Source organism: Flavobacterium sp. PL002 (genome assembly GCF_054165825.1).
In genome coordinates, this window is sequence record NZ_CM135110.1 from 3,812,394 (window position 1) to 3,837,630 (window position 25,237).

Here is a 25,237-nt window from a genome sequence, read left to right on the forward strand (position 1 = left end):
GACCCGCAGGGTCACGCCCAAATAAGAATATTAAATATAACTAAGCTACAGGCTCAAAGCGTAAATAAATGAAAAAAGTACTTTTTATCGATCGTGATGGAACGATTGTTTTGGAACCAGAAGGATACCAATTAGATAGTTTAAATAAATTAGAATTTTATCCAAAAGCGTTTCAGTATTTGGCTAAAATTGCAACCGAATTAGAATACGAATTAGTGATGGTGACCAACCAAGACGGTCTGGGAACAGGCAGTTTTCCTGAAGATACGTTTTGGCCAACACAGAATTTCATTTTAAGAGCTTTCGAAAATGAAGGCGTTCTTTTTGATGATATTTTTGTAGACCGTTCGTTTCCAGAGGACAATGCGCCGACACGCAAGCCTAGAACGGGGATGTTGACTAAATACATCGATAATCCTGCTTATGATTTGGCGAACTCGTTTGTGTTAGGAGACCGATTGACAGATGTGGAATTGGCTAAAAATCTTGGAGCCAAAGCGATTTTTATGAATGAATCTGAAGGTGCTGGAAGTTCGGAAATTGCTTCTAAACGGGAAGAATTAGATGATGTGATTAGTTTACAATCTACAGATTGGAAAGTGATATACGAGTTTTTGAAACTAGAAGCACGATCAGCTACGATTTCGAGAAAAACAAACGAAACGGATATCTACATTAACTTGAACCTTGATGGAACTGGGAAAAGCAAAATCGAAACCGGAATTGCTTTTTTTGATCACATGCTAGACCAAATTGCACGTCACGGGCAAATGGACTTAGAAATCAATGTAAAAGGAGACCTAGAAGTAGACGAGCACCACACGATTGAAGACACAGCAATTGCCTTAGGAGAAGTTTTTGCAAAAGCTTTAGGAAACAAGCTAGGAATTGAGCGTTATGGTTTTTGTTTACCTATGGACGATTGCTTAGCACAGGTGGCGATTGACTTTGGAGGTAGAAACTGGTTGGTTTGGGAAACGGAATTCAAACGTGAGATGGTAGGGAAAATGCCAACAGAGATGTTCTTGCATTTCTTTAAATCATTCTCTGATGGAGCAAAAGCAAACATCAATATCAAAGCCGAAGGAGACAACGAACACCACAAAATTGAGGCGATTTTTAAGGCTTTCGCCAAAGCGATAAAAGTTGCAGTAAAACGCGATACTGAGAAAATGATTTTGCCGAGTACGAAAGGGATGTTGTAGCCCCCTAACCCCCAAGGGGGAATAACTAAGTTTGAACTAAAATTTATGGAAAAAGATAACACACAATCCACTTCGACTCCCCCTTCGGGGGCTGGGGGGCTTGTAATTATAAATTACGGAGCAGGAAATATTCAAAGCATCATGTTTGCCATTGAAAGATTGGGATACAAAGCGGTTTTGAGTAATAATCCAGCCGAAATTAAGGCAGCGGATAAAGTGATTTTTCCGGGTGTAGGGGAAGCGAGTTCAGCGATGAAAATGCTTTTGGCGAGTGGTTTGGATAAGTTGATTCCAACATTGACGCAGCCTGTATTAGGAATTTGTCTTGGAATGCAGTTGATGTGTAACAAAACCGAAGAAGGAAATACGAAAGGATTGGGGATTTTTGACGTTGATGTGCTTAAATTTTCATCGAAAGTAAAAGTGCCGCAAATGGGTTGGAATACGATTTACAATTTGAAATCAGATTTGTTTAAAGACATTTCAGAAGACGAGTACATGTATTTGGTACACAGTTTCTACGCTCCTAATTGCGCTGAATCGATTGCTACGACAAACTACGAACTAGAATATGCTTCGGCCTTGCAAAAAAACAATTTCTACGGAACCCAATTTCACCCAGAAAAAAGTGGTGATGTAGGGGAGAAAATTCTTGGGAATTTTCTGCAACTTTAAACTTTAAACCTGAAACTAAAAAGAAATCATGCGTATTATACCAGCAATAGATATCATCGACGGAAAATGTGTTCGCTTATCAAAAGGTGATTACAACACCAAAATTATATACAATGAAAACCCACTAGAAGTAGCCAAGGAATTTGAAGCGCACGGAATTGAATATTTGCACTTAGTAGATCTTGACGGAGCAAAATCGAGCAAAATAGTCAACTATAAAATTCTGGAGCAAATTGCGAGTCAAACGAGTTTGAAAATCGATTTTGGTGGTGGCTTAAAGTCGGATGCCGATTTGAAAATTGCGTTTGAAAGTGGTGCGAACCAAATCACAGGTGGAAGTATTGCTGTGAAAAATAGAGCTATTTTCGAAAAATGGATCGCTGAATATGGTGCTGATAAAATTATCCTTGGCGCAGATGCCAACAACGAAAAAGTAGCCGTTTCAGGATGGTTAGAAGAATCCGATCAGGAGTTGGTTCCTTTTATTCAAGGGTATCAAGACAAAGGAATTCAGTATGTGATTTGCACCGATATCGCCAAAGACGGAATGCTGGAAGGACCTAGTTTTGATTTGTACGCTAAGATTTTGGCGAAAGCCGAAGGAATAAAATTAATCGCTTCAGGTGGAATTTCGACCTTTGATGAATTACCTAAATTAGCCGAATTAGGTTGTGAGGGAACCATTATTGGTAAAGCGATTTACGAAGGAAGGATTTCGATGAAACAACTAGAGCAATATATATTAGAATCTAAATAATTTGAAGATGTGAAAATTTGGAAATGAGGTAATGCATTTTCAAATTTTTTAATTTTCAAATTTTCAAATTAAACGAGATGTTAACAAAAAGAATAATACCCTGTTTAGATATAAAAAATGGACGTACCGTTAAAGGCGTAAATTTTGTAGATTTGCGTGATGCTGGTGATCCGGTAGAATTAGCGAAGATCTATTCGAATGAAGGAGCTGATGAATTGGTTTTTTTGGATATATCAGCAACGGAAGAACGCCGAAAAACCTTGGTGAATTTGGTTCGCGAAGTGGCAGCTACAATTAATATTCCGTTTACGGTGGGTGGTGGAATCTCCTCTGTAGCCGATGTGGAAGTACTGTTGCAAAACGGAGCAGATAAAGTTTCGATTAACTCATCTGCGATAAAAAATCCGCAGTTGATTAATGATTTGGCTAGTAAATTTGGAAGCCAATGCGTGGTTGTTGCCATTGATGCCAAACAAATTGACGGGCAATGGATTGTGCATTTAATGGGTGGAAAAGTACCCACAGAGCTGAATTTATTTGACTGGGCCGTTGAAGTAGCCGCGAGAGGCGCAGGAGAAATCTTGTTTACCTCGATGGATAACGACGGAACAAAAAACGGTTTTGCTAATGAAGCTTTGGCTAAATTATCAACTTTAGTTAATATTCCGATAATTGCTTCAGGTGGTGCTGGAAACATGCAACATTTTGTAGATAGTTTCACCGAAGGAAAAGCAGATGCCGCCTTAGCAGCAAGTGTCTTTCACTTTAAAGAAATTGAAATTAAAACGTTGAAACAAGAACTTAGAAATAATAATATAGCAGTAAGACTTTAGGAGTAAGTCATAAGTAGTAATGATTAAGTTATCACTATTTAATTTGAACCACTTTGCCACCGATACTTAATACTTACAATTTAATACTTAATACTTGATAATGAACATAGATTTTTCAAAAAGCGCACACGGATTAATTCCGGCAATTATACAAGACAGCGAAACTAAAGCCGTTTTAATGTTGGGTTACATGAATGCAGAGGCGTACCAAAAAACAATTGATACTCAAAAAGTTACTTTTTTTAGTCGCTCCAAGCAAAGACTTTGGACAAAAGGCGAAGAAAGTGGTAACTTTTTGAATTTGGTTGATATAAAAAACGATTGTGATGGCGACACTTTGTTAATTCAAGTAAAACCTGTTGGTCCAACTTGTCATACAGGTGCAGATACTTGCTGGCAAACAGAAAATAAAGGAGATTATGGATTTATTTCTGACTTGGAACAAACTATTGAAACAAGAAGAGAAAATGCTGATTCTGAGAAAAGTTATGTGGCTTCTTTATTCAAATTAGGAATGAATAAAATCGCTCAAAAAGTAGGTGAGGAAGCAGTAGAAGTGGTTATTGAGGCAAAAGATGATAACGACGATTTATTCTTAGGCGAAAGTGCCGACTTGTTATTTCATTACTTGATTTTGCTTCAAGCAAAAGGATTTAAAATCAATGATGTAGTCAACGTCTTAAAAAGTCGCCAAAAATAAACGATTACTTTTCTTCAAACACAACAGATAAACCCAATAATGAACGGATTCATTATTGGGTTTTCTTTTTTTACAATTTTGAAATTCTTACATTTACTCTAGAATTTGAATTAGTGATAAGTAAACTACATTCATTTAAATGTTAAATAGAATAAAGGAAATCCTTTTTTATAATAATAAGTATGAAAACAAAGAACATTAATGATTTAAAAGACTTTTCAGGAACTGTTTTAGTACCTGTTTTTGAGACTAGTGCAAAGAATTTAATTCCGATACAGTTTGGAACTGTTTCAATTTCGTCTAAAGTTTTTTATGGTAAAAAAGACAGCTATTATTTAGCTGAGGACAATGACAATATCTATCTATTTATAGGATTAGGAAAAAAGGATATTGATTACAAGTCTTTAAAAACAATTTTCCGCAGAGTTGCAGCTAATCAAAAAGAAGCCTTTACTAAATGCGTTGGGGTATCATTTCCAACTGAGTTCAAAGAACAAGAAGTAGAAGCCGCTATTTCGGGACTTTTATTAGGTACGTATAGTTTGGGTCATTATAAAAAAGAAGTCGATCATCCTTTTCTAGATCCAGAATTTGAATTGAAAATTTTAGCCACAGTTGATTTTTCGATTACCATAAATAAAGCTATAAAAATTGCTAGAGCACAATTAGAAACATTGTCGTTAGTTGATTTACCACCTAATAAAGTTACCCCAGGATATTTAGCTAAATGGGCTAAAGATAGAGGAAATAGATATGGTTTTAAAGTGAATGTTTTAGACCGTGAAGCTTGTGAAGTTGAACAACTTGGTGCTTTTTTAGCGGTGGGAAAAGGAAGTAATAATGAGCCTCAGTTTATCATTATGAATTATGAGCCAAATAAGCCAACAGAAAACTTAAAACACATAGGCTTAGTGGGTAAAGGGATCACTTTTGATACAGGTGGAATCAATATTAAAACGGCTGGAATGTTAGACATGAAAAGCGATATGGCTGGTGGTGCTGCTGTTTTTGGTGCAATGCAATTAATAGCCGACTTACAATTGCCTGTAAAAGTTACTGCAATTGTTCCTTGTGCAGAAAATTCAGTGAGTAGTAAATCATTCTTACCTAGTGATGTTATAAAAAGTTATAGTGGGAACTCCATTGAAATAATTGATACAGATGCAGAAGGGCGTTTGATATTAGCAGATGGATTGTCTTATTTGATTAAGAATTTCGATCCAGAATATATTGTAGATATTGCAACACTTACCGGAAGTAGCATAGGTACATTTGGACACGAATGTGGTGCTTTATTTACTGATAATGAAATTATTGCTGATGCTTTACGAAAAACAGGAGATAGTATAGGCGAAAGATTGTGGCCATTACCATTATGGGAGGCTTATACAGAAGACATAGAAAGTGCTATTGCAGATGTTAAAAATTATAGCGGAAAGCCTGTTGCTGGTGCTATTAGCGCTGCAAAATTTTTGCAATTCTTCACTAATAAACATACTGCATGGGCACATCTTGATATAGCAGGAGTTGCTTATGGAAACGATGAATTTTCTAAAAGTAAGCATGCTAGCGGTTATGGGGTGCATTTGTTAACTAAGTTTATCGAGAATTTGTAATTAATATCTAAAACTAGTATAAAATAGTTCAATCTAGTTTTTGTGACATTGACGGGAGTCGAGGGACATTAATAATTCTTGACTCCGCTTAAACTGATAATAGATTTTTCATAAACAGTAGCATTACAACTGGTGTGAAATAATCTTCAGTTTTTAATTTATTTAATATATTCCTTCATGAAAAAAAATAGTTCTCTAGCCTTAATTGCATTTTTAGCTTACACTGGTATAAGTGCACAAGGATTGCTAAATAAGTCGGATGTTGCTTTTACCAGACAAGATTCTTTGCGCGGTAGTATTACTAAAGAGCGCGCTTGGTGGGATGTTAAAAATTACCATTTAGACATTAAAGTAAATCCTGCAGATAGCACTATTTCAGGATCTAACACCATTAAATATCAAGTATTAAAAGAGTACAATAAGATGCAGATAGATTTACAAAATCCAATGCAAATTCTTAAAGTTACTCAAGACGGTAAAGCTTTGCAATTTACTAAAGAAGGCAATGCTTTTTTTATTTCATTACTAGCGCCTCAAGCTGTGGGAAGTACTAAAGAAGTCATTGTTTTTTATAGTGGTAAACCTAAAGTTGCCGTAAATCCACCCTGGGATGGCGGAATTACTTGGAGAAAAGATGCTAATGGAAAATTGTTTATTGCGTCGTCTTGTCAAGGACTAGGTGCAAGTGTGTGGTGGCCTAATAAGGATCACATGTATGACGAGGTTGAAAACATGTTGATTAGTGTAAATGTTCCTGGAGATTTGATGGATGTATCCAATGGTCGTTTGCAAAGTGTGAAAAAGCTGAAAGATGGCACTAAAACTTACAATTGGTATGTTTCAAATCCTATTAATAATTATGGAGTAAACATAAATATTGGTGATTATGTCAACTTCTCTGAGAAATATCAAGGAGAAAAAGGTGTTTTGGATTGTGACTATTATGTTTTGAAAGATAATTTGGCTAAAGCCAAAGAACAATTCAAAGATGTTCCTAGAATGTTAAAGGCATTCGAACACTGGTTTGGTCCTTATCCATTTTATGAAGACAGCTACAAACTTGTAGAAGCACCGTATCTAGGCATGGAACATCAAAGTTCAGTAACCTATGGGAATGGGTATAAAAATGGGTATGGAGGTAGGGATTTAAGCGGAACAGGATGGGGCTTAAAGTTTGATTTTATCATTATTCACGAGTCGGGGCACGAGTGGTTTGCTAATAATATCACTTACAAAGATATTGCCGACATGTGGATTCACGAGAGTTTCACTAATTATTCTGAAAGCCTTTTTGTAGAATATTACTATGGCAAAGACGCTGGAGATGAATATGTACGTGGAATTAGAAAAAACATTGAAAATGACAAACCCATCATAGGGCATTATGATGTGAACAATGAAGGTTCTAGTGACATGTATTACAAAGGTGCGAACATGTTGCATACCATCCGTCAGATTGTGAATAACGATGAAAAATGGAGAACAATTCTAAGAGGTTTAAACAGTACTTTTTACCATCAAACGGTAACTACTAAACAAATTGAAGATTATTTAAGTACAGAAGTGGGTAGTAATTTACAAACGGTTTTTGATCAATATTTAAGAGACGTAAGAATTCCAACTTTAGAGTATTTTTTTCAGGATAATAATTTAGGATACCGCTGGACAAACTGCGTTAGCGGATTTAATATGCCAGTTAGAGTACAAATTGACGGTAAAGATACTTGGTTAAAACCCACCACTAATTGGAACGGAGAAGCTGTTAAAAGCGGAAAAGCAAAATTAGTAATTGATCCTAATTTTTATGTAGCAGGATTTGATATAACAGAATAAATTTAGCTAATTTTACAAAGGAATTCAAAAAAATAAACGGTACTATTTTTAACTATTTTATGAAAAATACAATTAGCCACCTATCTCTTTTTTTTCTTATTGTAAGCGGCATAGGCTTAGCGCAAAATAGTGTGTCAGTTTTAGATAAAAAAATCAAAGCTCCTATAAAAGCTTTAATTATCGAAAAGGATACATTGGTTTTAGAAAAATCAAGTACAATGCTTGACGAAGCAGTTTATTGGGATATTATTGCGACTTCATTAAAAGAAACCAGTAATCAAGAAGACCAAGAGTTGTTTTTAATTTCAGAAATTGAAAAACTGACTCCAAGCGAAATGATTGGTTTTCGTTTAAGAACTGATAAGTTACTCTATGATACCTATGATCAACAATTGTGGTGCGCAGCTTATATAATGAATCATGGCTGTTCTGACGGAGGTTTTGAGTATTTTAGATGTTGGTTAATTTCAAAAGGGAAAGATGTTTTTTATGCTACGAAAGCAAATCCGGATTCGCTACTAAAAGAAGTGGTTAAAGACCAAGAAGTATATGAGTTTGAAGGATTCTGGTATGTTGCTATGAATGCTTTTAAAAACACTACCCAAAAAGAGCTTTTCAGTTATATTGATTATGAAAAGTTTAAGACGAATGACGAAAACTATCCAATTTTAAAATTTACATGGAATGTAGATGAGCCAGAAACAATGGCAAAAATTTGTCCAGTTTTATATAAAAATCTATGGAAGAAATAATTGTCCAATAAATTATCTTAAAAACGGTTTGCTTTAGTATTGTAACTATTGCAAACCGTTTTCTTTTTAAGGCTGTAATTTATTAATCTAAAGTAGTGTTCAAACTCTTGTTTTAGCGTTGTAAAAACTTTATTACAACAAGTTAATTTGATTTAATTAGTGGAGAAGCCATATAATCTTTGAAAATTTAGTTTAAAACAATTGCAATTGGCTTTTTAAACGCTCCTGCAGCATACTCATCATACGTTTGTTTAAGTTGGATGTATTGTTAGCATACGTTCTATATTCTTCAATGGTGAATAATCCTACAACTATTCCTTTGAGTGTATTTCTGTATTTGGTATCTTTTTGAATACTATTTTCTATAAAAGTATTTTTTTTCTCGGTTGTGTAATTAGCAAAATCGCCTTTATTTTTTGCTATATAATTAGAAAAAGAAGCTATAAATAATTCATTTTGTAATTTTAGTATAGGGCGAAGGACTTGATTTTGAAATTGCTCTTCTTGTGAGGACTCAGTACCTACAGATCCTATGGTTTCTGTTCTAAACTCTTTTATAAAAACATCTCTATTGCTCATCTTTTTTTTATAAAATTAAGCATTTTTTGACTTCTAAATCTTATTTTAGCAATACTAAATTATTAAGATGAGATTTCACACTAGAAAATGGGTAAAACCCGAAGACTTAAATCCAAACGGTACATTATTTGGAGGACAATTATTAGCTTGGATAGACGAAGAATTAGCGCTTTACACCATCATACAATTAGAAAACTCTAAAGTGGTTACGAAGCACATGTCTGAAATAAATTTTAGAAGTTCGGCTAGGCAAGGAGATATAATAGAAATAGGTATTGATGTAGTAAAGTTTGGTAATAGCTCGCTAACGCTAAAATGCGAAGCTAGAAACATGATGACTAGAGAAACTATTATTAGTATTGATAGTACTACAATGGTGAACCTAGGTGAAGATGGAAAACCTAAAGCACATGGGAAAAAGGAAATAGAATATGTAAAAAACAGGTTGTAATAAGATAAAAAAGATAGCTTTAGGGCTATCTTTTTTATATATGTTTATTTTTTAAGTAATTCGTAATCAGTTTCTAGTATGGCATATTCATAATTATCAGACCATCCTGATTTTAGAAGTAAAACCTGTCGGCACTTACCTTCTTTAATCATGCCTACTTTTTCAAGCACTTTGATAGATCCAATATTAGCAACAGCACAACCTGCTTGAATCCTGTGTAAGTTTAGTTTATTAAAACCAAAATCTAGAATTGAATTCACTGCCTCAGTAGCGTAACCTTTTCCCCAATGATCTGGTTGTAGTTTGTACCACACTTCAGCTCTTCTGTTTTTTTTAGGCCATAATTTAAGACCTAATAAACCTATGAATACTTTATTACTAATTGTTTCTATAGCAAAGGTGTAGCTTGTTACTTCTTGTTGCTCATTGGCTAAAAGCCAAGATTCAATTAGAGTAGCTGTCTGTTCAATATTTTCAGGAATTCCTAGAGTATTAAATTCATCTACTTCTGGTATAGAATGCAATTGATGAATGGCTTCTAAGTCTGAAAATTCAATTAATCGCAATTTTAATCGGCTGGTATGTAACTCCATATTTTTTAGTTTAACTAACAAAGTTCCCTTTAGATGGCAGTTCGAATATTTCTAAATCAAAATAACCTACTGAAGCAAAGATATGATCAAATACGTCCGACATTACGTATTCATAATTCTCCCATCTTTTATCACTAGAGAATACATAAATTTCGATAGGCACACCATGAGCAGTAGACTGTAACTGGCGGCACATCAAGAGCATGTCTTGATTTAATGATGGATGGTTGCGTAAATACTGTGTAATGTATTTTCTAAACAAACCTAAATTAGTCATGTTACGACCATTAAGGGCTAGTGATTTATCGACAGCATTATCGGTATTGAATTTTTCGATTTCAATTTTTCGAGTATCAATATAGGCGCTAATCAAGTCAATCTTTTTTAGATTGTTCAGCTCCGTATCAGTCAAGAAACGTATGGTACTTGGTTTTATTAAAATATGTCTTTTAATACGCCTACCGTCTGATTTTAACATTCCTCTCCAGTTTTGAAAAGAGTCTGAACTCAAGCTATAAGTAGGAATTGTAGTGGTGGTATTATCAAAATTCTGAACTTTTACCGTAGTTAAGTTGATTTCGATAACATCTCCATCGGCGCCAAACTTTTCCATCGTAATCCAGTCACCAATGCGTATCATGTCATTAATAGACACCTGCACACTAGCAACAAAACCAAGTATAATATCTCTAAAAATCAAGATAATCAATGCCGAAACTGCTCCTAAAGTAGTTAAGAGTTCTTTGATTTCAAAATCAAATAATTTAGAAATAATCACAATAACTCCTACCATCCAGAGCACAATCATAATAACCTGAATGAAGCTATCAATAGGCTTATCGCTGTATCTTGGTTTTTGTTTTAGGTAATCACGTAAAGCGTTAAAAACCGTTCTTACGATCCATAAAACTAAGAATACAATATAAATCCCTACGAGTTTTCCAAAAACACTCTCCCAATATTCAAATTTATCCAGAATTACAGGAACTGATTTATAGATAAAAAGTAGCGGAATTAAATGTGCAATGTATTTGGCTGTTTTATTGGTAACCAAAAAATCATCAAATTGTGTTTTAGTATGTTGCGCTATAAATACAATTATAGTAACCAGAATCAATCTAAAAATGACATAGATACTGTAGGCTAATAAACAAAGCAACGCAATGTTTAAAACCAAACTTAAGTACGAAGAAAAACTATATCCCATTCCCCATTTCCTGAATAAAGGATAGAGGTAAGTGAATATTTTTCCGATCAATTTATACATTTTTTAGGTTTTTTTGATCAGTTTTTAGGTATTTGTATTCTACATAAAAAGTTCCAAAAGGAATTAATGAGGCTGCTAAGATGATTCCAAAAGTTGTTAGCGACCACTGCATTCTTTTTTTCAATAAAAAAGCCAATAATATATACCCAATAAATAATACACCATGACTCATACCAATAGGATATAATAAGGTGTGGTACAATTCAAAATATTTAGGCTTGATAAAAAGCATATTCGAAAATAAAACCAAATAGGATATTCCTTCAAGGATAGCAGTAATCTTAAAAATCTTAAGCATGAATTTTTGTTTAGGTAATAAAGTACAAAATTAAGTATTATGATTCATTATAATGGTATTCCTAGCTAAAGTAATTTACTTTTGTAATGGATATAAAAAGGCTATCATGAGTAAACGCGATTTAAAAAAATACTTAGGTGAACTAAACAAGGAACAACTGGAAGAACAATTAATAGAATTGTACGAAAAATTTAGTCCGGTAAAAGTATATTATGACTTTGTTTTTAATCCAAAAGAAGAAAGCTTGCTGCAAGAGGCCAAACTCAAAATTTCGCAGGAATATTTTCCGCAGCAAACGGGGAGGAAAAAGAAAAAGGCAAAAATGCGTCGCTCAGTAGCTCAAAAAATCATAAAACACTTTGTTTTGTTAGGAGTAGACCCCTTTGTAGTGATTGATGTAATGCTTTACAATATTGAGATCGCCCAAACCTTTGCTTCAGAAAATACCATAAAACAAGAACTTTTTTATAAAAGTATGCTCAATTCCTTTGAACAAGCCTCTCAATATGCGGTTGCAAACGGGGTCTTAAGTGATTTTAAATCAAGACTTCATGGGGTTTATGAAGAAGTGCGCAGCCAAAAATGGAAAAACACACCGCAATTTAAAGCGGTTCTTGAAAGATTATAATCATAAAATGGCCCATAAATCAAATTTATTTAAACTTACTACTATATTTTATCGATTTTACTACACATAAACTGTTTTTTAGGTGTATTTTTGCAAAAACCCAACAAAAACAATGTTTGAAAATACTATAGAAATAGAAAAAGAAGACAAAAAAGAAGCAAAAAAAGAACTTTATTCGTATCAACAACAGGACATCGATGCCATTTTTGAAAGAATAGACAATGCACCTAAGCAACATCACTTACTCTACCAACTTCCTACTGGTGGTGGAAAAACTGTGATTTTCTCAGAAATTGTACGCCGTTATCTGGCTAACAATGATAAAAAAGTGGTGGTATTAACACACCGAATTGAGTTGTGTAAGCAAACCTCAAAAATGTTGAAAGGTTTTGACGTTAAGAATAAAATTATCAACAGTAAAGTAAAGGAGCTTCCAGATCAAAACGAATATTCTTGTTTTGTAGCCATGGTAGAAACCTTAAAAAACCGTATCAATGATGAAAAATTACATCTAGATAATGTAGGTTTAGTTATTATTGATGAGGCGCATTACAACTCTTTTAGAAAATTATTAAGTTCGTTTAAAAACGCTTTTATCTTAGGAGTAACCGCGACTCCTTTGAGCTCAAATATTAAATTACCTATGCATCAAAGCTATGATGAGTTAATAGTAGGAGATACTATTAGTTCATTGATAGACAACGGTTTTTTGGCTAAAGCCATTACCTATAGTTATGACGTAGGACTTACATCATTAAAAGTAGGTATCAACGGAGATTACACCGTAAAATCATCTGATGATTTGTATACTAATATGGCCATGCAAGAGAAATTATTGCATGCTTATACTGAGAAATCATTAAATAAAAAAACCTTGATTTTCAATAACGGGATCAATACGTCTTTGTACGTTTATGAAACTTTTAGAGAAGCAGGATATCCTATTCGCCACTTGGATAATACAAGTAGTACTGAGGAAAGAAAAGAAATTTTACATTGGTTTAAGCACACTTCAGATGCTATTTTAACCTCGGTTGGTATTCTTACCACAGGTTTTGATGAGCCTACAGTGGATACTATTATACTAAATAGAGCAACAAAATCATTGACATTATATTACCAAATGATTGGTCGTGGTTCGCGTAAATTACCTAACAAAGATATGTTTACGGTAATTGACTTAGGGAATAACGCCGCTCGTTTTGGACTATGGAGTGAGCCTGTAAACTGGCAACATATCTTTAAATCACCAGAGTTTTATCTGGAAAATTTACGTGATGATACTGAGATTGAATTGTATTTTAAATATGCAATGCCACCTGAATTAAGAGCAAAATTTAGTAAAACAGCCGTAGTAGATTTTGATGTAGACGAAGAGCATAAATTAGCCATTGCACAAAATTCTCGATCTAAGGTAGTACTTGAAAAATCGCTGGAGCAACACGCGGCAATGTGTGTTGATAATACAGAGACATTGCAAGAAGCGAAATCACTAGGTAAAGAATTAGACGATGATATTGACTGCCGTATCAAGAGGTATTCTAAATGTTTAAGCCAGTGTAGTAAAAATTACCGCGAATGGCTTGTAGACGATTACAAACTTAAAATGGTCTTATTAATTGGGAAAAAGTATCGTGAGAAAATCATGAACGAACCTGATGACGAAGAGTAAAATAAGGAGCTTCCCAATAGTTATCGGGAATGCTACCTAGTTCTGCCTCTCGAGACGGACTATCACGGCTAGAAAGATTGAAAACAAAACAACTATTTTTTATAAAATAACAAATCCAAAAACATGTCAAAACAATTCTCAGATTTAGGAATTTCGGCACCAATTTTAAAAGCGCTTACCGAATTGAAAATTGTTGCGCCAACAGAAATCCAGCAAAAAGCAATTCCGCTATTGTTAACTAATAAAACTGACGTAGTAGGACTTGCCAAAACAGGAACAGGTAAAACAGCTGCTTTTGGATTGCCACTTTTACAATTAATAGATACTAAAAGTAATGTAGTACAAGCAGTAATATTAGTACCAACTAGAGAATTAGGCCACCAGATTTTTAAAAACTTAGAGGAATTTGCTAAATACCTTCCTGAAGTAGCTATTGCAGCCACTTGTGGAGGAATTCCTATAAAACCACAAATAGAACGCCTTACAGCACCTACACATATTGTAGTAGCAACACCAGGTCGTTTAATAGATTTAATTTCGCGTAAAGCAATCAATCTTAAAGAAACTAATTTTCTCGTTCTAGATGAAGCCGATGAAATGGTAAGCATCTTAAAAGAAAGCCTAGACGAGATCGTAGCCGAATTACCTAAAGAGCACAAAACATTATTGTTCTCAGCAACCATGCCAGGAACAATAAAGCAATTAGTACAAAATTACTTGAACAAAAATGTAGTTCAAGTAAGTGCAAATATGGAGACAGTAGGAAATCAAGGAATTGATCACGAATACATTGTGGTGGATCCTATCGAAAAACTAGATGTTTTAATGCATTTCTTGAATTCTAAAGAAGGAGAACGTGGTATCATTTTTTGTAAAACTAAAGCTGCTGTAAACAAACTGGCTAAAAATTTAGCAATAAACCGTTTCTCTTCAGGCGCATTACACGGTAGTTTATCACAAGGAATTAGAGACCGAATCATGGAACAATTTCGTGAAGGACACATCAATATTTTAGTCGCTACAGATCTGGCTGCTAGAGGAATTGATGTAAAAGAAATCTCTTATGTAGTAAATTACCACTTACCAGATGCTTATGAATCGTATGTGCACCGTAGTGGGAGAACAGCAAGAGCAGGAGCAAAGGGACTTTCATTAACGGTTTTACAACCAGAAGAAGAAAAAGAAATAGCTGATTTTGAAAAAGAGCTAGGAATTAAATTTGCAAAATTCAAGAAACCATCTGCTTTAAGTATCGAAGAAAATAATACTTTGCTTTGGGCAAAACAGATTTTTAAAACCAAACCCAATCATGAAGTGGACGCGGAATTAAAAACAAAAATAAAAACTGTTTTTCATCACCTAACCAAGGATGAATTAATTGAAAAATTACTAGCTAATTATTTATTGCAAAATAAAAATGAACCGGTAGAAAAACCAGTTAAAAGACAAAAAATGAAACAGTAAATTTTACTGTTTTAATAAATTATTGAACCATTACACTACTTTAAGAAGTTTGTAATGGTTTTTTTATGCACTTGTCTTAAGTAAATATGAGAAAAGTTGTGTGTATTTAATATTATCGATAAGTTGTGCAATATGCTAAAAATTGAAAATAAAAATATATATTTGACAAAAAATAAACAAGAAATTAAGTACAATATTTTAAAATTTAACAAATAAATATAAAAACAAGTATCAATTAAATAACAAATTAAACAAAACAAATTATGGGATTATTAGACAACAAATTGACAATAAATTACATTCCTGGAAATGTAACAATCGAACAAATTAACGAAGCTATTCAAAGCAAGTTAAAAAACAAGTACAAAGTCGAATTATTAAAAAAAGGAAGTGTAGCTGCTCAAGCATTTGGTGGCAAATCAACTGATGGAGTATTTATCGTAAAAAACGCATACCACAGAACTTTTATTACGTTAAGTTTTATCTCAAAAGAAGAAAGTCAACAACCAGAAGATCAAACAATGGTTTCATTTGACAACGATGGCTTAAAATGGTGGCTTAAAATTTTAAGTAAAGAAGTCGGTTTTATTGGAGGATTCATACTTAAAACAATGTATGGTAAGAGTAACGATTATTATGAAGATATAGAAAATGCGCTAAAAGATAAATTTGAATTAAAACAGCGTGAAGAAAATTTTGGTATTTCTAAACTTTGGAAAAAAGATTAATCATAAAAAAAAACTAAATGACTTTTTTAGAAGCCCAAGAAATAGTTTATAAGGAATGTGATAGAGAAAAACGGATTACCATTCGCAATCTCATCATTATTGCACTACTCGTTATTGTTTTACTAGGAGTACTCTATACCTATGCGTTGCCACAAATAATGGCATATTTTAACAATATCCATCAAGAGGCTACTTCAGGCATTGCAAAAAATTATTTAAAATGGGTTATACCTTTGGTTATCTTTTTAACTATTTTTTATCCAGCTAAAGAGCTATACAAAGTACTTAAAAGAAAGAAAGATGCTGAAGAGGTTTTTGCTAAAATAGAAAATGGAGAAAAGTGTACTATAATTGGAGAAGAAACACGGTATTTAACGACTATTCCATTGTATTATATTAAGTTAAACTTAAACCCAATACACGCTATTTCGCTATATTTTAGTAGTGCAGCAAAAACCTACGATTTGCCAATTATTGAAAGTCTTTCCCCTCAAATAAAAATTATTTTAAGAGGGGGGAATTTAGAAAAATCGAAAGCTATTCTAAACCGTATTTATGGGGAAGATACTAAGCTAGATCCTAATGAAGCAGAAGTTGCTTTACCAAGTTTAACTGCTTTTGAAACCTATTCAGAAACAGCATTTACAGACGAATTAAAAGCTTTGGAAGGTGGTAGAAAAAAGTCAAAATTATTTTTATACGGCAGCATTTTGGTTTCGGTTGCCTTTATGGTTTATATGATTGTTTTTGCTGACATTAAGAATAACCCCAAAACTATTTTTATAGCAATGGGTGCGATTTTTGCATTATCAATTGTATATTATATATACAATATGATTAAAGCAAAAACTCAAGGAAACATAGCTATTGGTTGCGATTTCTCTGATATAAAAAATGCTATACTTGGGCGTGTTGTGTCATTTATCAATCCTAATTTTGAATACAATAGAAACAGCCATATTGGTTATCCTGAATTCATGCATTCTAAGCTTTTTATAGACAAAGACTATAAACTTACTGGTGGCGACCAAGTATATGGTACACACGTAGGTGTACCTTTTCAAATGTGTAATTTATACGTAAGTTATCGTCCGCAATTGCGAAATGAAAAAGAAGCAGACGACAGCGTTTTTGCAGGTAATTATTTTGTAGCGCGCTTCAATAAAAAATTCAAATCGCCTATTTATATCATTCCTAAAAAAAGTTTTTTTGCCAATGTTAAAGACAACGATATTTCGACTTACATAAACGATTATGGTACTAAAATAAGATTAGAAGATCCTGAATTCGAAAAACAATTTACGGTATATTGTGAAGATCAAGTCATGGTTCGTTATGTACTTACACCAGCCATGATGGAGCGTTTAAAAACAGTAAACACCAAGAGCAAAGGCAATTTATATATAGCAATAAACGACCAAAACATAGTATTGGCAAACAACCAAACCAACCAAACTGCCGAATTAGACGCCCCAACAGCAGCAATGTTTACCAAAATGGATCAAAATTTAATCAATACCCTTTTTAAAGACATAGTAAGTAATTTAGAAATGGTAGAAACCTTAAAACTGAATATTAATATTTGGACATAAATAATAAATACTAACAATTAATTCAAAAAAATGAAAAAAAGAGCAATTTTATTGGCAGTAATTTTAACTGTAACAGTCGCATTTCAATCGTGTAAAGATGGTGCAAAAGATAAAGAACAGGACAAAACTGTAGTAACCCCAGAAGCACAAGAACTAAAAGAATTTATGCTAGGTGGTATGTATTTTATAAACGGCTATGGTGGTGTTACTGCTGTAGAAGGCATGATTCCAACAACAGATGATGCGGAAGAAATGATTTCTTCATATCGTGAAATTTTAATCTTCCCATTTGGAACTGACCAAGGTAATGGTATTAAAATTATGTTTAGAAATATGTGGGACATCCATAATAAAGCAGATTTAGAAAAATCGATGACTAAACTATTGACCGTAAAAGATACCGAAAACCCGCACAAAGCTTGGGATTATGCGCGTATTGCAAACAATGCTTGTATGGGCTATGCTGCTGGGTATTTAACTAAAGAAGAAGCTAAAAAATACATAAGCGATGCTTTTGCATTAGCACAAAAAGAATTTAAAACTTGGGAAGAATATATGGTAGATTATAATAAAGGAAGATTTACTTGGGATCCCGAATCTGAAGACAAAGAAGCCTTCGATAAAATTACTGCTGAATTAACTAAAAATCCAAAAGGGATTTATTCAATTTTACCTTTAAATTAATTAAAAAATGACAAATTTATTTATATCATTGGTTGTCTGCATCGTACTTGTTTTGGTGATGCTTATAATCACTTTCAATAAACTTTCGGTTAAAAAAAACCAGATAAGCAATGCTATATCTAGTTTGGATGCTCTGTTTATTAAGAGAACCGATTTAATACCTAATTTAATTTCGGTAGTAAAAAAATACGTAAACTACGAAAAAGAAACCTTGGAAGCTATTACTAAACTACGCACTAGTAATGGAAACGACTATCTAAAAGATGACCAAACCACAAAGCTGATGAAAAGTTTGATGATAAACGTAGAAAACTATCCTGAATTAAAGGCAAATACCCAATTTACAAACCTACAATATAGCTTTAACGAATGTGAAGAGCAAATAGCAGCTGGACGAAGGTTTTTGAGCAGTTCTATTACAGATTATAACGACCAAGTGGTTGTATTTCCTTCCAATATTATAGCAGGTTTATTTGGTTTCAAAATCCACCAATGGGAGTTTGCAACCGAAAAACAAAGAGAAAATGTGGATGCAGAAACATTAATGAATTGAAAATAAAGCATAATCGCACAACATCGGTTTTGCGAGATTGCGAATTATGTGCTAAATTCACATTTATCTTTCGCAAGAAATTTAGTAGTAACAAAAAATACTCGGTTGCGAAGCTCGCAACCTTGCAACCTCGCAAGCGTGGGAACGTCAGGCTGTGAAAAAACTCCGTTTTTCAGTCTTGGTCAACAAATAGTAATGGCTTTTGACTACAATAGAGCCTCTGTACAAGATGATAGTTTTTAGGCAGAAATTGCCAAGTTGATTACGAATACGTCCTTAAAAAGTCTTAAATAAACCCTTTTTAAAACAAAAAAACCTTTGGCTTTATAAGGTGATTTCCAATTCTTTATTTTGGCAATGAGATTGGGTATTCCCAAGATATTTATGGTGCGTTTGATGTTGTACACGAGCATAATTAAACTGTGTTCTCCATTTACTTTCTCGAGTCCCGTTAAATTAGTGTGATTGTATCCCCATTGACGCTTAATAGTACCAAAAATATGCTCGTTTATCTCTTGCCGTTTGCGATATAGTTGCGGATTTTCTCGATAGCGTTGGTTATTTTCTTCGACTGCATCGGCATATTGGCTTCGGTCAATCTCCCGTCCGCCTGCTCTACTGGTGCAAATGTTTTTTATGGGACATTCTTTGCAGGCTGATGTTCGGTATTTCTTAAACTCATAACCACTTTGCTCTGTTCTTCCTGTTTTCTTGTGCCAACGGCCAGTAGTTTTTAGGGTTTCTCCTTGTGGACATTCGTAGGTATCGTCTTCTTTATTGTAGATAAATTTAGCTACCAAATAATCCGGCTGAGTGACACTTTCTTTGCTTATTCCTGGTGTAGGATGCGCGACAATGGTGGTGATGTTATGGTCTTTGCATTGGGTGATTTCTCGTCCGTTGTGATAACCTTTGTCAACCAAAGCAGTATAGGTTGCTACGCCTAGATTTTCTTTTGCTTCCAATGCAATAGCTCCCAAAGCGTTCAAATCGTTGCGATTGATGGTGTGCGTGGCAACGACCAAATTGTGTTTGTTATCTACCGCTGCTTGGATGTTGTAACTCACTTCGACAACTACACCTTGAACCAACAGGGCTCGTGCATCTTCATCGGTGGTACTAATTTGCGGTTCTCCGCTAGCTTTTAGTTTTTCTGCTAAGAGTTCATAACCTATTTTGTTCTTTTGCAAACGGGCTATTTTCTCTTGGACGTTGCTTACTTCGATACCTTTGTCTAGTGAATCATTTTGGGCTAATTGTGTTAAATATTCTTCTGTTTTTTCTTCGATATAAGTTAAATGACGGTCTATTTTCTTTTGTTTGAAATTGGCTTTTTTACTGTTGTGCGCTCTACTTTTGGTACCATCTATGGCGACAACTTCTCCTGCAATCAAGTCGGCATCTTTAAGAAAACTAACAAAAAGCTTGAAAAGTTTTTTTAATCCTGCTGAATTCTCTTTTCTAAAGTCGGATATGCTATGATAATTGGGAACAATACCCGTTAGTAACCAATGCAATTCAATATTTCGAACGCACTCTTTCTCAAGCTTTCGAGAACTCCTAAGCCCGTTAAGATATCCGTATAAATAGAGCTTGAGAAACAATTTAGTGTCAAAACTCGGGCGACCTTCTGCTTTGATTGTTTTTACCTTAAATTCCAAACATTTCAGGTCTAACGCATCTACAAAAGCATCTACAAAACGAACCGGGTTATTGGGTAAAATAGTTTCCTCCAAACTAGAGAAAAACAGCTGATTGCGAGGTATTCCTGTGATATGTTGCATACTTAAATATACAACTTTTCTTTCGATTAAATTAATTATTTACTTATATTTGGGAGAAATAAACGGTGGTTTTTTCACAGACTGACGTTAGCTGCAACCTTAAAAATACCCCGTCATAAAATAACTAAGAAATCAAAAACATGAATTGGAAAAAATTACATTATACCTTTTTTACAATCTTTCGCTACTTTTTAGCAACAATGATACTTTCTTATGCTTTTGCTAAAATTTTAGGCACCCAATTCACGTCTCAACCTTCTACTTATGATCAACCAATAGGCTCACTAAGTGGATTTAATTTAACTTGGTACTATTATGGTTATTCCTTTTGGTATGGCGTAGTTATAGCCACATCTCAAATTGCAAGTTCATTACTCCTATTTTTTAGAAAAACTACAAGAATTGGAATTATACTTTTCCTGTCTTTTATGGTAAATATTTTATTAGTAGACTACGCTTATGACATAAATGGAGCGAAAGGAATGGCTACTATAATGACCTTGATGGCGTTTTTTATTTTCTTTTCAGAATACCCACTATTTATAAAATATTTTTTTACAGAACCATCTTTCGGTCAAGATGCCGAAAAACCTCTTTGGGTTAGTAAATTTCGTAAAGTAAAATGGGTTTACATACCATTAGCTTTTATTGTAATATTCTTTGGGATTTTAGCACTTAAATCAAAATACATGGAAAAAAGCCAGTTTTACGGTACTTGGCAAAATGTTGATAAAGCTGGAAAACTTAAAAATTTCAATTTTGAAATTTTTAATACTTTTCAAGTTAAAGGAGCAAATAATATTGACAAAATTACTGATGGAACATACTCATTTAAAAACGATACAATTATTCTGAAAACTTTTAGTAAAGAATATAAGCAAGTTTTAGAAAATGATAAAACTGGCGCTATTGCAAACCCCGACAGTACCAAAACGATAACATTTTTAAAAGGAAGATTTCAGTTAACCGACAAGCAACTAATTATTAAAAACGATACTATTAAAATTGTATTGAAAAGAATCCGATAAAAAAGGCAGCTAACAGCCATTTTGATATAGCTTGAATTTAGTGGAATTATCGTTCCGAATCAAGTTTTCGTTAAGCCGAAAACTGAGTGATTACGAAATTCAAATCATCTCAAAATGGCTAAACGTTGAGCGATATTGATAATAAAATTGAATAAACGTAAAATTAAAATAAATTGCTTATTAAATTACCATAATTTTACATATGATGTTAAGAAACTACAGGTATTGAGGGCATTTAAAAAACAATAATAAAATACATAAAATTACAATAATGAAATATTTCTTAATTCTAATCTTACTAATTACAACCAATATTTATTCCCAAAAAATTAACGACAAAGTATATAACAATTCGGAAGTCGACGAAAAACCGTATTTTAATGGTGGACTTGAAAAGTTTTATAGGTTCATAGCGAAAAATTTTAAAATGCCAGAAGAAAGAGGCTTAAAAGGAAAAATTATTGTCGAATTTATAATAGAGAAAGATGGTTCAATAACTAGCATAAATGTTATTCAAGATATTGGTTTTGGGTGTGCTGAAGAAACAGTACGTTTATTAAATATAAGTCCAAAATGGCTACCTGGTAAAAAGAATAGTGAAATAGTACGGACATTATACAAACTGCCTATTAGAGTTAGTACGGGCGATTAACGTCGCAGAATAGCGGTTATTGAATTCTCCGATTGTGTAGAGAAGAAAAAAATCCACACAACATTAAAAAAATTAAAATATAATGGAACGGAATACAAATAAAAGCAATACCGCTTGTCTTTTATTCCGCAGTTGTATTATTACCAATTAGTTAACTAGTATTTTGAAAATAAAAAAAATGAGAATTACAATCTATTTAGCATTAATTATATTAACTAATTCTTGTAATGAAAGAAATGCAACAAAAAATACCAATGCAACAATAACTGATACAATTTCTAAAATTAATTTAAGTTCAAGACAAATAGAATTAAAAATAGACAGTTTAAAAAAAGTTACTATTGGTTATAATGACAATTATGAAAAATTAATAAAATTAACTTTTGATACAGTTACTGAAAAAGATTTTTTATTACTTGATCAGGAAAAAAAATATATTCAAACTTCAAAACCAGAACAAAATGATGATTTTTTTTACGTTAAAACAGCGTTAATTAAACATAAATTTAAAAAATATAAGGATTATGGAGGTCAAGATAGTTGGAGCGGATTTGAGTATTTAGGATATTATCCTGGTTCTAAGCTATTTGCAATTACAGAAAATTCAACTTCTGATAATTTAGGTTTTGGAGATTTCTTACTATTGGATAGTTTGAATGATTTTGTTTATAATATTATTTCATTTGGAGACGGAAGCGTAGAATTACCAATTCCTTCTATTAATAATAAATACTTTGTTTATTATTACAATTCGACTTATAAACATAAAAATTGTGACATTGGAATTTTGAAAATTAACGACAAATCAAATCCGAGAACTTATTTAAGCGAATATGCAAGCTACAATTCTACCAACTTTGCTATTGAAAAAATTGTATGGAAAACGGATAACAGTTTTTATGTAAAAGGTTATGAAGAAGTCTATGAAAATGATAAATGGATAAAAAAATATAACTATTATAAGACAGAATTTGAATAAAAATATCAGTTATAATGTATTTTGAGCTACCTAATGTTTAACAGAATTACATTTTTTCAGGATTATAAATAATTGAAGTATTAGATAAATATTTTTTTTTAATATACCATATTGTATATATTTGATTCAATTTTTTTGTTAAAACAACACTTCATTATAGATACTAATTTGAAGTTATACTAATAATTAGAGAATATAGTCTAATCTGTTTTTTTTATATTGAGCGGAACCCAAATGTAACAGTGTTTCTTGACTCCGCTCAATATGACAATTGAATGTTTTATAAATGTATGATATTAGCAACAAAACCACAATAAATATGAATAATGAGCTTTGGAATAGTATTTTAAAATTTGATCTAGACAATCCACCAAGTGAATATGGATTTAGTACGCGGCTTGCAAATGAAAATTATTGGACCAATGACTTTACAGCTGTTGCGATTCTAGAATATAAGAAATTCATGTACTTGGCGGCAACTTCAAATTTTATGGTTTCGCCCTCAGAAATTGTAGATACTGTTTGGCATCAGCATTTAATCTTTACTCAATCCTATCAAGAGTTTTGCACTTTAATAGGAAAGCAGGTGCAGCACATACCGTCTACCCATAATAAAGAAGATTTTGATAAATTTAAACAAGCAAAAGAACGAACAAAAAAGCTGTACTCAGAAAGTTTTGGTGAACAATCAAATATCTTTTGGGAATACAGTGGCATGTACGAAAGCTTGAATTTAAAGAAGGCAACAATCAAGTTAAGAACCTTTTTAGTATTCGGAATTTTGGTTTTTATTGCTTTAATATTACCTTCTTACAGTTTGTTGAAACCCATTTATTTACAAATCCACAATCCCAATTTTGTGCTGTTATTTATAAGTTTAATCATTATTGTATTTATAGGTCTAGAACTTATAAATCGCTATTATATAAAAAAAATACTTCTTTCTTCTGATTCACAATCCTTCATTTATAAATTAGAACCTTATGAGTTAGTTTATCTTAAGACACAAAAACTGACCAATGTAATCAATGGTTTTGTAAACGAATTAATTGACAATAAAGCATTAAAAATTAATGCTGATAATACTATTCGAGTTGTAAATACTTCAAAAACTAAGGTTAAACCCAAAACTATTACGGCGTTAGCTACAAGGAAAAAGACATTATTAAATACTAAAGAAGCTATAGAGACGATTCGTGTTTCAAAAGAAATTGGAAAATCTTTTTATCCTGTTTTAGCTAAGCAGTTAGTTAACAAACCTATTTATGAAAACGTTAGTAATTGCATGGATGCGTTTAAAAAGTACTTCAACAAGTCGGTTAAATTTGGTTATTTATTCTATATAAATTTTGCTGTTTTGGCTTCAATATTATTATTGGGTTTTATAAGATTAGTAATGGGGATTTCTAGAGATAAACCGGTGACTCAAATTTTTATTACAACGGTATTTTTACTAATAGCAATTATTTATTATTTAAATCGTTTGACAAAATTGGTGTGTATTCAAACATTACCAGAAATGTACAAAAAAGATATCTTACCAACTAGAGATATTGAAAATAACTGGCAATGGAATTATTTTTTAATGGGTCCGGCGGTTCTAACGACAGCATTTGTACCATTAGTTAATTATGTTGAAAATAATAATAATAATAGCAGTAGCAATAGTAGTTGTGGAAGCTCCTGTGGAAGTAGCTGTGGTAGTTCTTGTAGCAGCTGTGGTGGTTGTGGGGATTAATGGTATTAAATTTTAAGCTTTATTCTCTTTATTAATCTTGAAATACTATGAAAAAAATTAAACTTAATTTGTTTTAAACTCGGAATTTCAGTAGTAGAAATTAGTGATGATTACAACTCTGGCTTTTGTTCTTGCAGTTGTTGCTGATGGTTTTTTTATAAATTGATACCCCAAAA

Annotated in this window: 25 protein-coding genes; 20 read left to right on the forward strand and 5 right to left on the reverse strand. The window is 32.8% G+C overall.

Annotated features, from left to right (window positions below):
- Nucleotides 1–68 precede the first annotated feature (68 nt).
- From hisB to ACVEGE_RS16715, 8 genes are all read left to right on the forward strand, one after another.
- Nucleotides 69–1,205 (forward strand): bifunctional histidinol-phosphatase/imidazoleglycerol-phosphate dehydratase HisB, encoded by a 1,137-nt coding sequence (gene hisB, locus ACVEGE_RS16680; RefSeq protein WP_192500038.1) that lies wholly within the window; start codon nucleotides 69–71, stop codon nucleotides 1,203–1,205.
- Between the two features lie 45 nt (nucleotides 1,206–1,250).
- Complete coding sequence (gene hisH, locus ACVEGE_RS16685) at nucleotides 1,251–1,880, forward strand: imidazole glycerol phosphate synthase subunit HisH (protein ID WP_192500037.1); 630 nt, start codon at nucleotides 1,251–1,253, stop codon at nucleotides 1,878–1,880.
- Between the two features lie 28 nt (nucleotides 1,881–1,908).
- Complete coding sequence (hisA, locus tag ACVEGE_RS16690; RefSeq protein ID WP_192500036.1) at nucleotides 1,909–2,637, forward strand: 1-(5-phosphoribosyl)-5-[(5-phosphoribosylamino)methylideneamino]imidazole-4-carboxamide isomerase; 729 nt, start codon at nucleotides 1,909–1,911, stop codon at nucleotides 2,635–2,637.
- 77 nt (nucleotides 2,638–2,714) lie between these two features.
- Nucleotides 2,715–3,470, forward strand: coding sequence for an imidazole glycerol phosphate synthase subunit HisF (gene hisF, locus ACVEGE_RS16695; protein WP_192500035.1), 756 nt, complete (start codon nucleotides 2,715–2,717; stop codon nucleotides 3,468–3,470).
- Between the two features lie 100 nt (nucleotides 3,471–3,570).
- Nucleotides 3,571–4,170 (forward strand): bifunctional phosphoribosyl-AMP cyclohydrolase/phosphoribosyl-ATP diphosphatase HisIE, encoded by a 600-nt coding sequence (gene hisIE / locus ACVEGE_RS16700; protein WP_192500034.1) that lies wholly within the window; start codon nucleotides 3,571–3,573, stop codon nucleotides 4,168–4,170.
- A 182-nt stretch (nucleotides 4,171–4,352) separates the two neighbouring features.
- The gene (locus ACVEGE_RS16705; RefSeq protein ID WP_192500033.1) at nucleotides 4,353–5,786 is read left to right on the forward strand and encodes a leucyl aminopeptidase family protein; all 1,434 of its coding nucleotides are present in this window, start codon (nucleotides 4,353–4,355) and stop codon (nucleotides 5,784–5,786) included.
- 177 nt (nucleotides 5,787–5,963) lie between these two features.
- On the forward strand, nucleotides 5,964–7,619 hold the full coding sequence (locus ACVEGE_RS16710) for a M1 family metallopeptidase (protein ID WP_192500032.1): 1,656 nt from the start codon (nucleotides 5,964–5,966) through the stop codon (nucleotides 7,617–7,619).
- Between the two features lie 59 nt (nucleotides 7,620–7,678).
- Nucleotides 7,679–8,371 (forward strand): DUF4240 domain-containing protein, encoded by a 693-nt coding sequence (locus ACVEGE_RS16715; protein ID WP_192500031.1) that lies wholly within the window; start codon nucleotides 7,679–7,681, stop codon nucleotides 8,369–8,371.
- A gap of 192 nt (nucleotides 8,372–8,563) precedes the next feature.
- On the opposite strand, the gene ACVEGE_RS16720 is transcribed toward ACVEGE_RS16715, so the two are convergent.
- Nucleotides 8,564–8,950, reverse strand: coding sequence for a glyoxalase (locus tag ACVEGE_RS16720; RefSeq protein ID WP_192500030.1), 387 nt, complete (start codon nucleotides 8,948–8,950; stop codon nucleotides 8,564–8,566).
- A gap of 67 nt (nucleotides 8,951–9,017) precedes the next feature.
- Between ACVEGE_RS16720 and ACVEGE_RS16725 the strand changes: the two genes are divergently transcribed.
- Nucleotides 9,018–9,401, forward strand: a complete 384-nt coding sequence (locus ACVEGE_RS16725) for an acyl-CoA thioesterase (RefSeq protein ID WP_173852083.1) — start codon at nucleotides 9,018–9,020, stop codon at nucleotides 9,399–9,401.
- Nucleotides 9,402–9,445: 44 nt separating this feature from the next.
- Here ACVEGE_RS16725 and ACVEGE_RS16730 read toward each other — a convergent pair whose 3' ends face one another.
- From ACVEGE_RS16730 to ACVEGE_RS16740, 3 genes are read right to left on the reverse strand one after another with little or no spacing between them, the layout of a single operon-like run.
- On the reverse strand, nucleotides 9,446–9,994 hold the full coding sequence (locus ACVEGE_RS16730; RefSeq protein WP_192500029.1) for a GNAT family N-acetyltransferase: 549 nt from the start codon (nucleotides 9,992–9,994) through the stop codon (nucleotides 9,446–9,448).
- 10 nt (nucleotides 9,995–10,004) lie between these two features.
- A complete protein-coding gene (locus ACVEGE_RS16735; protein ID WP_173852087.1) occupies nucleotides 10,005–11,261 on the reverse strand; it encodes a mechanosensitive ion channel family protein in 1,257 nt (418 codons plus the stop codon).
- On the reverse strand, nucleotides 11,254–11,559 hold the full coding sequence (locus ACVEGE_RS16740) for a DUF3817 domain-containing protein (protein ID WP_173852089.1): 306 nt from the start codon (nucleotides 11,557–11,559) through the stop codon (nucleotides 11,254–11,256). The genes ACVEGE_RS16735 and ACVEGE_RS16740 overlap by 8 nt, the downstream gene beginning before the upstream one ends.
- 106 nt (nucleotides 11,560–11,665) lie before the next feature.
- On the opposite strand from ACVEGE_RS16740, the gene ACVEGE_RS16745 reads away from it, so the two are divergent.
- The 7 genes from ACVEGE_RS16745 to ACVEGE_RS16775 all read left to right on the forward strand — a co-directional run bounded on the left by ACVEGE_RS16745 (nucleotide 11,666) and on the right by ACVEGE_RS16775 (nucleotide 18,880).
- Nucleotides 11,666–12,187 (forward strand): DUF6155 family protein, encoded by a 522-nt coding sequence (locus tag ACVEGE_RS16745; RefSeq protein WP_192500028.1) that lies wholly within the window; start codon nucleotides 11,666–11,668, stop codon nucleotides 12,185–12,187.
- A gap of 112 nt (nucleotides 12,188–12,299) precedes the next feature.
- The gene (locus ACVEGE_RS16750; protein WP_173852093.1) at nucleotides 12,300–13,859 is read left to right on the forward strand and encodes a DEAD/DEAH box helicase; all 1,560 of its coding nucleotides are present in this window, start codon (nucleotides 12,300–12,302) and stop codon (nucleotides 13,857–13,859) included.
- A gap of 123 nt (nucleotides 13,860–13,982) precedes the next feature.
- Nucleotides 13,983–15,323 (forward strand): DEAD/DEAH box helicase, encoded by a 1,341-nt coding sequence (locus tag ACVEGE_RS16755; protein WP_192500027.1) that lies wholly within the window; start codon nucleotides 13,983–13,985, stop codon nucleotides 15,321–15,323.
- 263 nt (nucleotides 15,324–15,586) lie between these two features.
- Nucleotides 15,587–16,051, forward strand: a complete 465-nt coding sequence (locus tag ACVEGE_RS16760) for a hypothetical protein (protein ID WP_192500026.1) — start codon at nucleotides 15,587–15,589, stop codon at nucleotides 16,049–16,051.
- A 17-nt stretch (nucleotides 16,052–16,068) separates the two neighbouring features.
- Complete coding sequence (locus tag ACVEGE_RS16765) at nucleotides 16,069–17,643, forward strand: DUF3137 domain-containing protein (protein ID WP_192500025.1); 1,575 nt, start codon at nucleotides 16,069–16,071, stop codon at nucleotides 17,641–17,643.
- Nucleotides 17,644–17,673: 30 nt separating this feature from the next.
- Entirely contained in the window at nucleotides 17,674–18,327 is a 654-nt protein-coding gene (locus ACVEGE_RS16770) for a DUF1266 domain-containing protein (protein WP_192500024.1), read from the forward strand.
- Between the two features lie 7 nt (nucleotides 18,328–18,334).
- Nucleotides 18,335–18,880 (forward strand): LemA family protein, encoded by a 546-nt coding sequence (locus ACVEGE_RS16775; RefSeq protein WP_173855056.1) that lies wholly within the window; start codon nucleotides 18,335–18,337, stop codon nucleotides 18,878–18,880.
- A gap of 239 nt (nucleotides 18,881–19,119) precedes the next feature.
- Here the strand turns inward: ACVEGE_RS16775 and ACVEGE_RS16780 are convergent, their stop codons facing one another.
- Complete coding sequence (locus ACVEGE_RS16780; RefSeq protein ID WP_225738061.1) at nucleotides 19,120–20,664, reverse strand: IS1182 family transposase; 1,545 nt, start codon at nucleotides 20,662–20,664, stop codon at nucleotides 19,120–19,122.
- Nucleotides 20,665–20,804: 140 nt separating this feature from the next.
- On the opposite strand from ACVEGE_RS16780, the gene ACVEGE_RS16785 reads away from it, so the two are divergent.
- The 4 genes from ACVEGE_RS16785 to ACVEGE_RS16800 all read left to right on the forward strand — a co-directional run bounded on the left by ACVEGE_RS16785 (nucleotide 20,805) and on the right by ACVEGE_RS16800 (nucleotide 25,061).
- Nucleotides 20,805–21,692: a hypothetical protein gene (locus ACVEGE_RS16785; RefSeq protein WP_192500023.1), complete on the forward strand. Its 888-nt coding sequence runs from the start codon at nucleotides 20,805–20,807 to the stop codon at nucleotides 21,690–21,692.
- 271 nt (nucleotides 21,693–21,963) lie between these two features.
- Nucleotides 21,964–22,344, forward strand: coding sequence for an energy transducer TonB (locus ACVEGE_RS16790; protein ID WP_192500022.1), 381 nt, complete (start codon nucleotides 21,964–21,966; stop codon nucleotides 22,342–22,344).
- 178 nt (nucleotides 22,345–22,522) lie between these two features.
- Nucleotides 22,523–23,323 (forward strand): hypothetical protein, encoded by an 801-nt coding sequence (locus ACVEGE_RS16795; RefSeq protein WP_192500021.1) that lies wholly within the window; start codon nucleotides 22,523–22,525, stop codon nucleotides 23,321–23,323.
- Nucleotides 23,324–23,642: 319 nt separating this feature from the next.
- On the forward strand, nucleotides 23,643–25,061 hold the full coding sequence (locus ACVEGE_RS16800; protein WP_192500020.1) for a DUF1399 domain-containing protein: 1,419 nt from the start codon (nucleotides 23,643–23,645) through the stop codon (nucleotides 25,059–25,061).
- Nucleotides 25,062–25,237: the final 176 nt, after the last annotated feature.

Excerpts from the sequence above, each read along its gene's own strand:
- ACVEGE_RS16755 (WP_192500027.1), top strand. The coding sequence starts at position 13,983 with ATGTCAAAACAATTCTCAGATTTAGGAATTTCGGCACCAATTTTAAAA.
- ACVEGE_RS16730 (WP_192500029.1), bottom strand. The coding sequence starts at position 9,994 with ATGGAGTTACATACCAGCCGATTAAAATTGCGATTAATTGAATTTTCA.
- ACVEGE_RS16785 (WP_192500023.1), top strand. The coding sequence starts at position 20,805 with ATGAATTGGAAAAAATTACATTATACCTTTTTTACAATCTTTCGCTAC.
- ACVEGE_RS16775 (WP_173855056.1), top strand. The coding sequence starts at position 18,335 with ATGACAAATTTATTTATATCATTGGTTGTCTGCATCGTACTTGTTTTG.
- ACVEGE_RS16735 (WP_173852087.1), bottom strand. The coding sequence starts at position 11,261 with ATGTATAAATTGATCGGAAAAATATTCACTTACCTCTATCCTTTATTC.
- ACVEGE_RS16740 (WP_173852089.1), bottom strand. The coding sequence starts at position 11,559 with ATGCTTAAGATTTTTAAGATTACTGCTATCCTTGAAGGAATATCCTAT.
- ACVEGE_RS16765 (WP_192500025.1), top strand. The coding sequence starts at position 16,069 with ATGACTTTTTTAGAAGCCCAAGAAATAGTTTATAAGGAATGTGATAGA.
- ACVEGE_RS16745 (WP_192500028.1), top strand. The coding sequence starts at position 11,666 with ATGAGTAAACGCGATTTAAAAAAATACTTAGGTGAACTAAACAAGGAA.
- ACVEGE_RS16710 (WP_192500032.1), top strand. The coding sequence starts at position 5,964 with ATGAAAAAAAATAGTTCTCTAGCCTTAATTGCATTTTTAGCTTACACT.
- ACVEGE_RS16790 (WP_192500022.1), top strand. The coding sequence starts at position 21,964 with ATGAAATATTTCTTAATTCTAATCTTACTAATTACAACCAATATTTAT.
- hisIE (WP_192500034.1), top strand. The coding sequence starts at position 3,571 with ATGAACATAGATTTTTCAAAAAGCGCACACGGATTAATTCCGGCAATT.
- ACVEGE_RS16715 (WP_192500031.1), top strand. The coding sequence starts at position 7,679 with ATGAAAAATACAATTAGCCACCTATCTCTTTTTTTTCTTATTGTAAGC.
- hisB (WP_192500038.1), top strand. The coding sequence starts at position 69 with ATGAAAAAAGTACTTTTTATCGATCGTGATGGAACGATTGTTTTGGAA.
- ACVEGE_RS16780 (WP_225738061.1), bottom strand. The coding sequence starts at position 20,664 with ATGCAACATATCACAGGAATACCTCGCAATCAGCTGTTTTTCTCTAGT.
- hisH (WP_192500037.1), top strand. The coding sequence starts at position 1,251 with ATGGAAAAAGATAACACACAATCCACTTCGACTCCCCCTTCGGGGGCT.
- hisF (WP_192500035.1), top strand. The coding sequence starts at position 2,715 with ATGTTAACAAAAAGAATAATACCCTGTTTAGATATAAAAAATGGACGT.
- ACVEGE_RS16800 (WP_192500020.1), top strand. The coding sequence starts at position 23,643 with ATGAATAATGAGCTTTGGAATAGTATTTTAAAATTTGATCTAGACAAT.
- ACVEGE_RS16750 (WP_173852093.1), top strand. The coding sequence starts at position 12,300 with ATGTTTGAAAATACTATAGAAATAGAAAAAGAAGACAAAAAAGAAGCA.
- ACVEGE_RS16725 (WP_173852083.1), top strand. The coding sequence starts at position 9,018 with ATGAGATTTCACACTAGAAAATGGGTAAAACCCGAAGACTTAAATCCA.
- hisA (WP_192500036.1), top strand. The coding sequence starts at position 1,909 with ATGCGTATTATACCAGCAATAGATATCATCGACGGAAAATGTGTTCGC.
- ACVEGE_RS16705 (WP_192500033.1), top strand. The coding sequence starts at position 4,353 with ATGAAAACAAAGAACATTAATGATTTAAAAGACTTTTCAGGAACTGTT.
- ACVEGE_RS16770 (WP_192500024.1), top strand. The coding sequence starts at position 17,674 with ATGAAAAAAAGAGCAATTTTATTGGCAGTAATTTTAACTGTAACAGTC.
- ACVEGE_RS16720 (WP_192500030.1), bottom strand. The coding sequence starts at position 8,950 with ATGAGCAATAGAGATGTTTTTATAAAAGAGTTTAGAACAGAAACCATA.
- ACVEGE_RS16795 (WP_192500021.1), top strand. The coding sequence starts at position 22,523 with ATGAGAATTACAATCTATTTAGCATTAATTATATTAACTAATTCTTGT.
- ACVEGE_RS16760 (WP_192500026.1), top strand. The coding sequence starts at position 15,587 with ATGGGATTATTAGACAACAAATTGACAATAAATTACATTCCTGGAAAT.